Below are 13,559 nucleotides of genomic sequence, written 5' to 3'. Positions count from 1 at the left end.
CGGTATCAGACCGCCCTCATCAGCAGGGTCGCGGCGACCAGGAGGGCTGCGCCGCCGAACATCGAGACCGCGTACGAGCGCGCGTAGCCGTTCTGGAGCTTGCGCAGCCGGCCGGAGAGCCCGCCGAAGCCCGCCGCCGTGCCGTTGACGACCCCGTCGACCAGGGTGTGGTCGACGTAGACGAGGGAGCGGGTGAGGTGTTCGCCGCCGCGCACCAGGACGACGTGGTTGAAGTCGTCCTGGAGGAGGTCGCGGCGGGCCGCGCGGGTGAGCAGCGAACCGCGCGGGGCGACGGCGGGGACGGCGCGGCGGCCGTACTGCAGGTAGGCGATGCCGACGCCGATGATCAGGCAGACCATGGTGGCGCCGGTGACGGTGGCCGCGCTGAGCGGGGAGTTGCCCTCGCTGTGGCCGGTGACCGGCTCCAGCCAGTGCAGGAAGCGGTCGCCGATGCTGAAGAACGCGCCGCCGAAGACCGAGCCGATCGCCAGGACGATCATCGGAATCGTCATGACCTTCGGGGACTCGTGCGGGTGCGGTTCCGCGTGCTCGCCGCGGTGTTCGGCGGCGGGCTCGGCGCTGGGCGCCTGCGGGGACCGGGTGGGCTGGTTGCGCCAGCGTTCCTCGCCGAAGAACGTCATCAGCATCACGCGTGTCATGTAGAACGCGGTGATGGCTGCGCCGAGGAGGGCGCAGGCGCCGAGGACCCAGCCCTCGGTGCCGCCCTTGGCGAACGCCGCTTCGATGATCTTGTCTTTGGAGAAGAAGCCGGACAGGCCCGGGAAGCCGATGATCGCGAGGTAGCCGAGGCCGAAGGTGATGAAGGTGATCGGCATGTACTTGCGCAGGCCGCCGTACTTGCGCATGTCGACCTCGTCGTTCATGCCGTGCATGACGGAACCGGCGCCGAGGAACAGCCCGGCCTTGAAGAAGCCGTGTGTCACCAGGTGCATGATCGCGAAGACGTAGCCGATCGGGCCGAGGCCGGCGGCGAGCACCATGTAGCCGATCTGCGACATGGTCGAGCCGGCGAGGGCCTTCTTGATGTCGTCCTTCGCGCAACCGACGATCGCACCGAACAGGAGCGTGACGGCGCCTACGACGGTGACGACCAACTGGGCGTCGGGGGCGGCGTTGAAGATCGCTCCGGAGCGGACGATCAGGTAGACGCCGGCGGTCACCATGGTCGCCGCGTGGATGAGGGCCGAGACCGGGGTCGGGCCCTCCATGGCGTCCCCGAGCCAGGACTGCAGCGGTACCTGGGCGGACTTGCCGCAGGCGGCGAGCAGCAGCATCAGGCCGATCGCGGTGAGCCTGCCCTCGGAGGCGTCGGTCGCGTGGTCGAGGACGGGGCCGAAGGCGAACGTGCCGAACGTCGTGAACATCAGCATGATCGCGATCGACAGGCCCATGTCGCCGACCCGGTTGACCAGGAAGGCCTTCTTCGCCGCGGTGGCCGCGCTGGGCTTGTGCTGCCAGAAGCCGATCAGCAGGTAGGAGGCGAGGCCGACGCCCTCCCAGCCGACGTACAGCAGCAGGTAGTTGTCGGCGAGGACGAGCAGCAGCATCGCCGCGAGGAACAGGTTGAGGTAGCCGAAGAAGCGGCGGCGGCGCTCGTCGTGCTCCATGTACCCGACCGAGTACAGGTGGATGAGCGAGCCGACGCCGGTGATCAGCAGGACGAACGTCATCGACAGCTGGTCGAGGCGGAAGGTGACGTCCGCCTGGAAACCGGCCACCGGCACCCAGCTGAACAGGTGCTGCATCAGGGTGCGGTGTTCGGGGTCCTTGCCCAGCAGATCGGCGAAGAGGATCACGCCGAACACGAAGGAGGTCGTCGACAGGAGTGTGCCGATCCAGTGGCCGACGGCGTCCAGGCGGCGGCCGCCGACCAGGAGGACGGCCGCTCCGAGCAGCGGCGCCGCGATCAGCAGCGCAATCAGGTTCTCCACGATTCAGCGACCCCTTACAGCTTCATCAGGCTGGCGTCGTCGACCGAGGCCGAGTGGCGGGTACGGAACAGCGACACGATGATCGCGAGCCCGACCACGACCTCCGCGGCGGCGACGACCATCGTGAAGAAGGCGATGATCTGGCCGTCGAGATTGCCGTGCATCCGGGAGAAGACGACGAACGCGAGGTTGCAGGCGTTGAGCATCAGCTCGATGCACATGAAGACGACGATCGCGTTCCGTCTGATCAGCACACCGGTGGCGCCGATCGTGAACAACAGGGCGGCGAGATAGAGGTAGTAGACCGGGTTCACTTCGACGCCTCCTCGGGCCGCTTGAGGTTCTCCGGCTCGATCGGGGTCCGCTCCAGCCGTTCCTCGGCGCGCTGTTCCAGGGCCCGCAGATCGTTGAGGGCCTCCGCGGACACGTCACGGATCTGGCCGCGGTCGCGCAGCGTCTTGTTGACCGTGAGCTCGGACGGGGTGCCGTCGGGCAGCAGACCGGCGATGTCGACGGCGTTGTGCCGGGCGTAGACGCCGGGCGCCGGCAGCGGCGGTACGTGCTTGCCCTCGCGGACGCGCTGTTCGGACTGCTCGCGCTGGGTCTTGGCGCGCTCGGTGCGCTCGCGGTGGGTGAGCACCATGGCGCCGACGGCCGCGGTGATGAGCAGGGCGCCGGTGATTTCGAACGCGAAGACGTACTTGGTGAAGATGAGGGCGGCGAGGCCCTCCACATTGCCGTTGGCGTTGGCCTGGCCGGTGCCGGCGAAGTCCTTCAGGGAGGCGTTGGCGATGCCCTCGAACAGCAGGACTCCGAAGCCGACACCGCAGAGAAGGGCCAGCCAGCGCTGGCCCTTGATGGTCTCGGTCAGGGAGTCGGCGGCGGTCACGCCGACCAGCATCACCACGAAGAGGAACAGCATCATGATCGCGCCGGTGTAGACGACGATCTGCACGACGCCCAGGAAGTAGGCGCCGTTGGCGAGGTAGAACACCGCCAGGACGATCATGGTGCCGGCGAGGCAGAGAGCGCTGTGCACGGCCCGCTTCATGAAGACGGTGCCCAGGGCGCCGATCACGGCGACGGTGCCGAGGACCCAGAACTGGAAGGCCTCGCCGGTGGAGGTGGCGTATGCGGCGAGCTGTGGGCCCATCATGCGTCCACCTCCTCGTCCTTGGCCGCGCCCGAAGGGCCGGCCGACGGATGCGGCTCGCCCTTGGAGACGGCCACCTGCTGTACGGTCCCGGGCGCGGCCTCGGTCACCAGGCCCCGGTAGTAGTCCTGTTCGTCGGTACCGGGGAAGATCGCGTGCGGGGTGTCGACCATGCCGTCCTCGAGGCCGGCGAGCAGCTGTTCCTTGGTGTAGATGAGGTTGGCGCGGCTGGTGTCGGCCAGTTCGAACTCGTTGGTCATCGTGAGCGCGCGCGTGGGGCACGCCTCGATGCACAGGCCGCACAGGATGCAGCGGGCGTAGTTGATCTGGTAGACGCGGCCGTAGCGCTCGCCCGGCGAGTAGCGCTCCTCGTCGGTGTTGTCGGCGCCCTCGACGTAGATGGCGTCGGCGGGGCAGGCCCAGGCGCACAGTTCGCAGCCGACGCACTTCTCCAGGCCGTCCGGATGGCGGTTGAGCTGGTGCCGTCCGTGGAACCGCGGGGCCGTGGTCTTCTTCTGCTCGGGGTACTGCTCGGTCAGCCGCTTCTTGAACATGGCCTTGAAGGTCACGCCGAAGCCGGCCACGGGGTTCAGGAAACCGGGCTCGGTCTCCTTGGGCTCCTCAGCCATCGGACGCCTCCTTTCCATCCGTAGGTCCGTCACTGTCAGTGTCCGGTCCGCCACTGACAATCAGCTCCCGTTCCCGGCGCGGGCTGCGCCGGGGCACCGGCGGCAGCTCCTGTCCGGGCAGCGGCGGTACGGGGAATCCGCCTGCCATCGGGTCGAACGCGACCGGTTCCGCGGTGGGCTGCGCGGCCTCCTTGCCGCCCTTGTCGCGGAACATGTCGACGACGAAGGACAGGAGCAGCAGGGCGAGGACTCCGCCGCCGACGTAGAGGGCGATGTCGGCGAAGCCGTAGTTCTCGTTGCGGAGGGTCCGTACGGTGGCGACGAGCATCAGCCAGACGACCGAGACCGGGATGAGGACCTTCCAGCCGAGCTTCATCAGCTGGTCGTAGCGCACGCGCGGGAGGCTGGCGCGCAGCCAGACGAAGACGAACAGCAGCAGCACGACCTTGGCGACGAACCAGAGCAGCGGCCACCAGCCGTGGTTGGCACCCGCCCAGACGGTGCTGATCGGCCAGGGGGCGCGCCAGCCGCCCAGGAACAGGGTGGCCGACACGGCGGAGACCGTCACCATGTTGACGTACTCGGCGAGCATGAACATCGCGAACTTGATCGACGAGTACTCGGTGTTGAAGCCGCCGACGAGGTCGCCCTCGGACTCCGGCATGTCGAAGGGGGCGCGGTTGGTCTCGCCGACCATGGTGACGACGTAGAGGATGAACGAGACCGGCAGCAGCAGGATGTACCAGCGGTCGTGCTGCTGGGCGACGATCGTGGACGTCGACATGGAGCCCGAGTACAGGAACACCGAGGCGAACGCGGCGCCCATGGCGATCTCGTAGGAGATCATCTGGGCGCAGGAGCGCAGGCCGCCGAGGAGCGGGTAGGTGGATCCGGAGCTCCAGCCGGCGAGGACGATGCCGTAGATGCCGACGGAGGCGACCGCGAGGATGTAGAGCATCGCGATCGGCAGGTCGGTGAGCTGCATCGTGGTGCGGTGGCCGAAGACGGAGACCTCGTTGTCGGCCGGGCCGAACGGGATGACCGCGATGGCCATGAACGCCGGGATGGCCGCGACGATCGGCGCGAGGATGTAGACGGCCTTGTCCGCGCGTTTGACGATGACGTCTTCCTTGAGCATCAGCTTCACGCCGTCGGCGAGCGACTGGAGCATGCCCCAGGGGCCGTGCCGGTTGGGGCCGATGCGCAGCTGCATCCAGGCGATGACCTTGCGCTCCATGACGATGGAGATCAGCACGGTCACCATCAGGAAGGCGAAGCAGAAGACCGCCTTGATGACGACCAGCCACCAGGGGTCGCGGCCGAACATGGAGAGGTCTTCAGCAGCGAGGTACGGGTTCATGCCTCCACCTCCTTGGGGGCCTCACCGGCGGTGGCCGCCGGGCCGATACGGACCAGGGCGCCGGGCAGCGCCCCGGTGTCGGAGGCGACGCCGCCGCCCGCGGAGTTCAGCGGGAGCCAGACCACGCGGTCGGGCATCTCGGTGATCTTGAGCGGGAGTTCGACGGTGCCGGCGCCCGAGGTGACGGCGACGAGGTCGCCGTTGTCGATGCCGGCCTCGGCGGCGGTCGCGGCGGACAGGCGTGCGTGGGCGGCGTGCCGGGTGCCGGCGAGGGCCTCGTCGCCTTCCTGGAGGACGCCTAGGTCGAGGAGGAGCCGGTGGCCGGCGAGCACGGCCTCCCCGGCCGCCGGCCGTGGCAGCGGTCCCGCCGTCTCCAGCGGTTCGGAGGCCTTCGGGCCGTCCCAGGCGCCGAGCCGGTCGAGTTCCGCGCGCGTGGTGCGCAGGTCGGGCAGGCCGAGGTGGACGTCCATGGCGTCGGCGAGCATCTGCAGCACGCGCGCGTCGGTGGGCGCGAGCCGCCGGGTCAGCTGCTCGGGCTTGAGCGCGGCCTCGAAGAACCGCACCCGGCCCTCCCAGTTGAGGAAGGTGCCGGCCTTCTCGGCGACGGCGGCGACCGGGAGGACCACGTCGGCGCGCTCGGTGACCTCGCTGGGCCGCAGCTCCAGCGAGACCAGGAAGCCGACGGCTTCGAGTGCCGCACGCGCGCGTGCCGGGTCGGGCAGGTCGGTGACCTCGACGCCGGCGACCAGCAGGGCGGAGAGTTCACCGCGGGCGGCGGCCTCGACGATCTGGCCGGTGTCGCGGCCGTAGCCGAGCGGGAGTTCGGACACACCCCAGGCGGCAGCGACCTCGTCACGCGCGCGTGGGTCGGTGGCCGGGCGGCCGCCCGGCAGCAGCGACGGCAGCGCGCCCGCCTCGATCGCGCCGCGCTCCCCGGCCCGGCGCGGGATCCACACCAGCTGTGCGCCGGTGGCGGTGGCGGCCCGTACGGCGGCGGTCAGACCGCCGACGACCGACGCCAGCCGTTCACCTACGACGATCACCGCGCCCTCGCTGCGCAGTGCCTCGGCGGCCTGTGTACCGGGCTCCTCCAGGCCGACGCCGCTCGCGAGCGCGTCCAGCCATTCGGTCTCGGTGCCGGGTGCGGCCGGCAGAAGCGTGCCGCCGGTCTTCTCCAGGCCGCGCGTGGCGTGCGTGGCGAGCGAGAACACCTTCTGCTTGTGCTTGCGCCAGGCCTTGCGCAGCCGCAGGAAGACGCCGGGCGCCTCCTCCTCCGACTCGAAACCGACCAGCAGGACCGCGGGTGCCTGCTCCAGCGAGGTGTAGGTGACGCCCGTACCGTCGAGGTCGCGGCCGCGGCCGGCGATCCGGGCTGCCAGGAAGTCGGCCTCCTCGCTGCTGTGCACGCGCGCGCGGAAGTCGATGTCGTTGGTGTCGAGCGCCACGCGCGCGAACTTGCTGTAGGCGTAGGCGTCCTCGACGGTGAGCCTGCCGCCGGTGAGGACGCCGGCCCGGGAGCGGGCGGCGGCCAGTCCCTTGGCGGCCGCGTCGAGCGCCTCCGGCCAGGAGGCGGGTTCGAGTACGCCCTGGCCGTTGCGGACCAGCGGGGTCTCCAGGCGGTCCTTCTGCTGTGCGTAGCGGAACGCGAAGCGTCCCTTGTCGCAGATCCACTCCTCGTTGACCTCGGGGTCGTTGGCGGCGAGCCGCCGCATGACCTTGCCGCGCCGGTGGTCGGTGCGGGTGGCGCAGCCGCCCGCACAGTGCTCGCACACGGACGGCGAGGAGATCAGGTCGAAGGGGCGGGAGCGGAAGCGATACGCCGCCGAGGTCAGTGCGCCCACCGGGCAGATCTGGATGGTGTTGCCGGAGAAGTACGACTCGAACGGGTCGCCCTCGCCGATGCCGACCTGCTGCAGCGCGCCGCGTTCCAGGAGCTCGATCATCGGGTCGCCGGCGACCTGGTTGGAGAACCGGGTGCAGCGGGCGCACAGCACGCAGCGCTCGCGGTCGAGGAGCACCTGGGTGGAGATCGGGACGGGCTTCTCGTAGGTGCGCTTCTTGCCGTGGAAGCGGGACTCGGCGTTGCCGTGGGACATCGCCTGGTTCTGCAGCGGGCACTCGCCGCCCTTGTCACAGACCGGGCAGTCCAGCGGGTGGTTGATGAGCAGCAGCTCCATCACCCCGTGCTGGGCCTTCTCGGCGACCGGGGAGGTGAGATGGGTCTTCACCACCATGCCGTCGGTACAGGTGATCGTGCAGGACGCCATGGGCTTGCGCTGGCCCTCGACCTCGACGATGCACTGGCGGCAGGCGCCGGCCGGGTCCAGCAGGGGGTGGTCGCAGAAGCGCGGGATCTCGATGCCGAGTTGTTCGGCGGCGCGGATGACCAGGGTGCCCTTGGGCACGCTGATCTCGACGCCGTCGATCGTCAGCGTGACGAGGTCCTGCGGAGGGACCGCCGTTCCCCCCGAGGAGGGGGAACTCGTGGTCACGGTCATGCGTTCACCTCCGGGCGGTCCGCCCAGGCCGTCGACTTGGCCGGGTCGAAGGGGCAGCCCCGGCCCGTGATGTGCTGTTCGTACTCCTCGCGGAAGTACTTCAGCGAGGAGAAGATCGGTGATGCGGCGCCGTCGCCGAGGGCGCAGAAGGACTTGCCGTTGATGTTGTCGGCGATGTCGTTCAGCTTGTCGAGGTCGGACATCACGCCCTTGCCGGCCTCGATGTCGCGCAGCAACTGCACCAGCCAGTAGGTGCCTTCGCGGCACGGGGTGCACTTGCCGCAGGACTCGTGTGCGTAGAACTCGGTCCAGCGGGTGACGGCACGCACGACGCAGGTGGTCTCGTCGAAGCACTGGAGGGCCTTGGTGCCGAGCATGGAACCGGCGGCCCCCACTCCTTCGTAGTCGAGAGGGACGTCGAGGTGCTCGTCGGTGAACATGGGCGTCGAGGAGCCGCCCGGTGTCCAGAACTTCAGGCGGTGGCCGGTGCGCATGCCGCCGCTCATGTCGAGGAGTTGGCGCAGGGTGATGCCGAGCGGTGCCTCGTACTGGCCGGGGCTGGCGACATGGCCGCTCAGGGAGTAGAGCGTGAAGCCGGGCGACTTCTCACTCCCCATCGACCTGAACCATTCCTTGCCGTTTTGCAGGATGGCGGGAACCGAGGCGATGGACTCGACGTTGTTCACAACAGTCGGGCAGGCATAGAGCCCTTCGACAGCAGGGAAGGGGGGACGCAGCCGCGGTTGACCACGGCGGCCTTCGAGCGAGTCGAGCAGTGCGGTCTCCTCACCGCAGATGTACGCGCCGGCACCGGCGTGCACGGTGAGGTTCAGGTCGAGACCGCTGCCGAGGATGTTCTCGCCGAGGTAGCCGGCCGCGTAGGCCTCGCGCACGGCCTCGTGCAACCGCCGCAGGACGGGGACGACTTCACCACGCAGATAGATGAAGGCATGCGACGACCGGATGGCATAGCACGCGATCACGATGCCCTCGATGAGGCTGTGCGGGTTCGCGAACAGGAGCGGGATGTCCTTGCAGGTCCCGGGCTCCGATTCGTCGGCGTTGACAACTAGATAGTGCGGTTTGCCGTCTCCCTGTGGAATGAACTGCCACTTCATCCCGGTCGGGAATCCCGCGCCGCCACGGCCGCGCAGCCCGGACTCCTTCACGTAGGCGATCAGGTCGTCCGGTGACATGGCGAGCGCCTTGCGGAGCCCCTCGTATCCTTCGTGCCTTCGGTAGACGTCCAGCGTCCAGGACCGGTCCTCGTCCCAGAAGGCCGACAGCACGGGTGCGAGCAGCTTCTCGGGGCTGGTGTCCTTGAGATCGGGTACCACCGTCATCACTCCCCCTCCTCGGCGACAGGCCCTGCCGGGTGCGACGGGTCGGAGGCCGAGGTCTCCTGCGGCGCGTCATGGGAACTGAGGTGCTCGGCCGGCGACGGCTCGTGCACCGTCCGGTCCTGCGTCTCCTCCTGCGGACCGCCGCGCGGATGGACCACGCGCGCGGGGGCGGCCTCTCCCCTTGCCAGGTGGAGGCCCACCAGCGACGCGGGTCCCGCGCTCCCGCTCTCCTCGACGGCCCCAGGCCGCTCGTCGGGGAAGCCGGCCAGGATCCGCGCGGTCTCCTTGAAGGTGCACAGCCGGGCCCCGCGCGTGGGCTCGACGTCCCGGCCCGCGCGCAGGTCGTCGGCCAGGCGCCTGGCGCTCGCCGGGGTCTGGTTGTCGAAGAACTCCCAGTTGACCATCACGACCGGCGCGAAGTCGCAGGCCGCGTTGCACTCGATGTGCTCCAGGGTGACCCTGCCGTCGTCGGTGGTCTCGCCGTTGCCGATGCCCAGGTGCTCCTGGAGGGTCTCGAAGATGGCGTCGCCGCCCATCACCGCGCACAGTGTGTTGGTGCAGACGCCCACCTGGTAGTCGCCGGAGGGCTTACGCCGGTACATGGTGTAGAAGGTGGCGACCGCGGTGACCTCCGCCGTGGTCAGCTCCAGCACGTCGGCGCAGAACTGCATCCCGGTGCGCGTGACGTGTCCCTCCTCCGACTGCACGAGATGCAGCAACGGCAGCAGGGCGGACCGGGAGTCGGGGTAGCGCGCGACGATGTCGCGCGCGTCCGTCTCCAGTCGGGCCCGGACGTCGTCCGGATAGGCGGGCGCGGGCAGCTCGGGCATGCCCAGGCTGACGCCCCGCTCCGAAGAAGAGGTGTTCACCGGTCGACGCCTCCCAGTACCGGGTCGATGGACGCGATGACGACGATGACGTCGGCCACCTGGCCGCCCTCACACATCGCCGCGATGGCCTGCAGGTTGGCGAAGGACGGGTCACGGAAGTGGACCCGGTAGGGGCGGGTGCCGCCGTCGGAGACGACGTGCGCCCCGAGTTCGCCCTTGGGTGACTCGATGGCCGTGTAGACCTGTCCGGGCGGGACCCGGAAGCCCTCGGTGACCAGCTTGAAGTGGTGGATCAGGGCCTCCATGGAGGTGCCCATGATCTTCTTGATGTGGTCGAGGGAGTTGCCGAGTCCGTCCGGTCCCAGGGCGAGCTGGGCGGGCCAGGCGATCTTCTTGTCGGCGACCATGACCGGTCCGGGCTGGAGCCGGTCCAGGCACTGCTCGACGATCCTGAGCGACTGGCGCATCTCCTCCAGGCGGATCAGGAAGCGGCCGTAGGCGTCGCAGGTCTCGGCGACGGCGACATCGAAGTCGTAGTTCTCGTAGCCGCAGTAGGGCTGGGACTTGCGCAGGTCGTGCGGCAGGCCGGTGGCGCGCAGGATGGGGCCGGTGGCGCCGAGGGCCATGCAGCCGGCCAGGTCGAGGTAGCCGATGCCCTGCATACGGCCCTTGAAGACGGGGTTCCCGGTGGCGAGCTTGTCGTACTCGGGGAGGTTCTTCCGCATCTTCTTGATGAACTCGCGGATCTGGTCCACCGCGCCGGGCGGCAGGTCCTGGGCGAGTCCGCCGGGGCGGACGTACGCGTGGTTCATCCGCAGACCGGTGATCAGTTCGAAGAGGTCGAGAATCATTTCACGATCACGGAATCCGTAGATCATGATCGTGGTGGCGCCCAGCTCCATGCCGCCGGTGGCGATGGCGACCAGGTGCGAGGACATCCGGTTCAGCTCCATCAGGAGCACCCGGATGATCGTGGCGCGGTCGGGGACCTGGTCCTCGATGCCGAGGAGATTCTCGACGGCGAGACAATAGGCGGTCTCGTTGAAGAAGGACGTCAGGTAGTCCATGCGCGTGACGAAGGCGGAGCCCTGCGTCCAGGTGCGGTACTCGAGGTTCTTCTCGATGCCGGTGTGCAGATAGCCGACGCCGCAGCGGGTCTCGGTGACGGTCTCGCCGTCGATCTCCAGGATCAGCCGGAGCACCCCATGGGTGGAGGGGTGCTGAGGACCCATGTTGACGACGATGCGTTCGTCGTCGGCGCGGGCCGCGGACTGGACGATCTCGTCCCAGTCGCCACCGGTGACCGTGTATACGGTGCCCTCGGTGGTCTCGCGCGCCGAGGCGGCCGACGCGGCGGATGCTGACTGTGTGCTCACGAGTACGACCTCCGCTGGTCCGGAGCCGGGATCTGGGCGCCCTTGTACTCGACGGGGATGCCGCCGAGGGGGTAGTCCTTGCGCTGCGGATGGCCCTGCCAGTCGTCCGGCATGAGGATCCGGGTCAGGGCCGGGTGACCGTCGAAGACGATCCCGAAGAAGTCGTAGGTCTCCCGTTCGTGCCAGTCGTTGGTCGGATACACGGAGACCAGGGACGGGATGTTCGGGTCGGCGTCCGGGGCGCTGACCTCGAGGCGGATCAGCCGGTTGTGGGTGATCGAGCGCAGGTGGTAGACGGCGTGCAGCTCGCGGCCCTTGTCGTGCAGGTAGTGGACACCGCTGACACCGGTGCACAGCTCGAAACGGAGCGCGGGGTCGTCGCGCAGGGTGCGGGCGACGCGCAGCAGGTGCTCGCGTTCGATGTGGAAGGTGAGTTCGCCGCGGTCGACGACCGTCTTCTCGATGGCGTTGCCGGGCAGCAGCCCCTGCTCCTCCAGGGCGCCCTCCAGCTCGTCGGCGACCTCGTCGAACCAGCCGCCGTACGGGCGGGTCGCCGGTCCCGGGAGCCGGACCGAGCGGACCAGACCGCCGTAGCCGGATGTGTCGCCGCCGTTGTCGGCGCCGAACATGCCGCGCTGGACGCGGATCTCCTCGCCGCCCTGGCCGCGCTGGCCGGGGAGGTTGTCGGCGGCCAGGTCCTTCTCGGGGTTGACCCCATTGTGGCCGTTCGCGTCGCTCACCGCAGCAGCCCCTTCATCTCGATCGTGGGCAGGGCCTTGAGCGCCGCCTCCTCCGCCTCGCGGGCCGCTTCCTTCGCGTTGACGCCGAGCTTGGAGCTCTGGATCTTCTGGTGGAGCTTGAGGATCGCGTCCATCAGCATCTCGGGGCGGGGCGGGCAGCCGGGCAGGTAGATGTCGACCGGGACGATGTGGTCGACGCCCTGGACGATGGCGTAGTTGTTGAACATGCCGCCCGAGGAGGCGCAGACGCCCATGGAGATCACCCACTTGGGGTTGGGCATCTGGTCGTAGACCTGCCGCAGGACGGGCGCCATCTTCTGGCTGACCCGGCCGGCGACGATCATCAGGTCGGCCTGGCGCGGTGAGCCGCGGAAGACCTCCATGCCGAACCGTGCGAGGTCGTACCGGCCCGCTCCCGCCGTCATCATTTCGAAGGCGCAGCAGGCGAGGCCGAAGGTGGCGGGGAAGACGGACGCCTTGCGCACCCAGCCCGCGGCCTGCTCGACGGTGGTCAGCAGGAAACCGCTCGGCAGCTTTTCTTCGAGTCCCATGACTTAAAAGCCCCTCAGTCCCATTCCAGGCCGCCGCGCCGCCAGACGTACGCGTAGGCGACGAAGACGGTGAGCACGAAGAGCAGCATCTCCACGAGCCCGAAAACACCCAGGGCGTCGAAGGTGACGGCCCAGGGGTAGAGGAAGACGATCTCGATGTCGAAGACGATGAAGAGCATCGCCGTCAGGTAGTACTTGATCGGGAAACGCCCGCCGCCGGCCGGCGTGGGGGTCGGCTCGATTCCGCACTCGTAGGCTTCGAGTTTGGCGCGGTTGTACCGCTTCGGACCGATCAGCGTGGCCATGACCACGGAGAAGATCGCAAAGCCTGCCCCGAGGGCTCCCAGTACGAGGATGGGCGCATACGCGTTCACCGCTCCTCGCTCCTCTCAGTCGGCACTGACTGGTGGCGGTTCGGCCGGGCTCCCACTTGCCCCATCCGTCACACGAACCCCGCGCGTCCCGGGCGAAGATCGCGAACATGTGAAGCAGGTCACAAGCCCAGCTGCCTCGCATCTTATGCCCGTCGCTCTGTGATCTGCGACACGGGGTATTACACAAGCTTTGTGATCTCCACCACCTGACGATCGATCATGAAGTCGGACGAGTGGTGATCTTCATACCTGAAGCGTTCAGCTGATCACCAGAGGTGACAATTTCGACCGTCGGTGCAGGCGGGAGGGGGTCCAGAGTGGGCGTCTCTATATCAAGAGAGTTCCCCTGCATGCAAATTCGCGATGGACTGACCGCCTTGATAGTGGACGGCATTCACACATCAGAGGGAGGGGCGGGGGCGATGTGGACGCGTGCACACGTTCACGAACTCGGGCGGGCTCGACACGCACACGAGACGCACCCCTCCCGGTAACCGTTCCGTGACCTCCGCCACATCGATGAGAGACCTCTGAGAACCGGGCTTGGCCAATCATCTCAACCGATGGTAGGCGTGGGGCAATTCGGACGTTATGACGAAAGAACGTGATCACAGGCGCGATCACGGGCGCCCGCAATGTCCGTTACGGCGTCAATAAGGAATGACACGCGAGGGATTCTCGGCCCTGATTGAACAACTGTGGCGCACCACACGTTTCTTGAAGATATGAAGGAGCCCCTGGTACCGGTTGTTC

12 protein-coding genes are annotated in these 13,559 nt (G+C 68.4%); all 12 read right to left on the bottom strand.

What is annotated here, in order from left to right:
* Positions 1–5: 5 nt before the first annotated feature.
* From nuoL to ABTY98_RS30885, 12 genes are read right to left on the bottom strand one after another with little or no spacing between them, the layout of a single operon-like run.
* A complete protein-coding gene (gene nuoL / locus ABTY98_RS30940; protein WP_352224356.1) occupies positions 6–1,952 on the bottom strand; it encodes an NADH-quinone oxidoreductase subunit L in 1,947 nt (648 codons plus the stop codon).
* Positions 1,953–1,966: 14 nt separating this feature from the next.
* A complete protein-coding gene (gene nuoK, locus ABTY98_RS30935) occupies positions 1,967–2,266 on the bottom strand; it encodes an NADH-quinone oxidoreductase subunit NuoK (protein ID WP_046726439.1) in 300 nt (99 codons plus the stop codon).
* Entirely contained in the window at positions 2,263–3,105 is an 843-nt protein-coding gene (locus tag ABTY98_RS30930; protein WP_352224427.1) for an NADH-quinone oxidoreductase subunit J, read from the bottom strand. Before ABTY98_RS30930 ends, nuoK begins: the two co-directional genes overlap by 4 nt.
* Positions 3,105–3,734: an NADH-quinone oxidoreductase subunit NuoI gene (gene nuoI, locus ABTY98_RS30925; protein WP_352224355.1), complete on the bottom strand. Its 630-nt coding sequence runs from the start codon at positions 3,732–3,734 to the stop codon at positions 3,105–3,107. The genes ABTY98_RS30930 and nuoI overlap by 1 nt, the downstream gene beginning before the upstream one ends.
* Positions 3,727–5,094, bottom strand: coding sequence for an NADH-quinone oxidoreductase subunit NuoH (gene nuoH / locus ABTY98_RS30920; RefSeq protein WP_352224354.1), 1,368 nt, complete (start codon positions 5,092–5,094; stop codon positions 3,727–3,729). Before nuoH ends, nuoI begins: the two co-directional genes overlap by 8 nt.
* Positions 5,091–7,592, bottom strand: coding sequence for an NADH-quinone oxidoreductase subunit G (locus tag ABTY98_RS30915; protein ID WP_352224353.1), 2,502 nt, complete (start codon positions 7,590–7,592; stop codon positions 5,091–5,093). The genes nuoH and ABTY98_RS30915 overlap by 4 nt, the downstream gene beginning before the upstream one ends.
* Entirely contained in the window at positions 7,589–8,935 is a 1,347-nt protein-coding gene (gene nuoF / locus ABTY98_RS30910) for an NADH-quinone oxidoreductase subunit NuoF (RefSeq protein ID WP_471501116.1), read from the bottom strand. Before nuoF ends, ABTY98_RS30915 begins: the two co-directional genes overlap by 4 nt.
* On the bottom strand, positions 8,935–9,804 hold the full coding sequence (gene nuoE, locus ABTY98_RS30905) for an NADH-quinone oxidoreductase subunit NuoE (RefSeq protein WP_352224351.1): 870 nt from the start codon (positions 9,802–9,804) through the stop codon (positions 8,935–8,937). The genes nuoF and nuoE overlap by 1 nt, the downstream gene beginning before the upstream one ends.
* A complete protein-coding gene (locus ABTY98_RS30900) occupies positions 9,801–11,141 on the bottom strand; it encodes an NADH-quinone oxidoreductase subunit D (protein ID WP_352224350.1) in 1,341 nt (446 codons plus the stop codon). Before ABTY98_RS30900 ends, nuoE begins: the two co-directional genes overlap by 4 nt.
* Positions 11,138–11,881, bottom strand: a complete 744-nt coding sequence (locus tag ABTY98_RS30895; protein ID WP_352224349.1) for an NADH-quinone oxidoreductase subunit C — start codon at positions 11,879–11,881, stop codon at positions 11,138–11,140. Before ABTY98_RS30895 ends, ABTY98_RS30900 begins: the two co-directional genes overlap by 4 nt.
* Entirely contained in the window at positions 11,878–12,432 is a 555-nt protein-coding gene (locus ABTY98_RS30890; RefSeq protein WP_351740869.1) for a NuoB/complex I 20 kDa subunit family protein, read from the bottom strand. The genes ABTY98_RS30895 and ABTY98_RS30890 overlap by 4 nt, the downstream gene beginning before the upstream one ends.
* Positions 12,433–12,446: 14 nt before the next feature.
* Positions 12,447–12,806 (bottom strand): NADH-quinone oxidoreductase subunit A, encoded by a 360-nt coding sequence (locus tag ABTY98_RS30885; protein ID WP_007383963.1) that lies wholly within the window; start codon positions 12,804–12,806, stop codon positions 12,447–12,449.
* Positions 12,807–13,559: the final 753 nt, after the last annotated feature.

It is taken from the genome of Streptomyces sp. NPDC096040 (assembly GCF_040303265.1).
Classification (GTDB): Bacteria; Actinomycetota; Actinomycetes; order Streptomycetales; family Streptomycetaceae; genus Streptomyces.
Note: the sequence above shows the minus strand (reverse complement) of the source record. Positions and strands in the feature narration are given on the sequence as shown.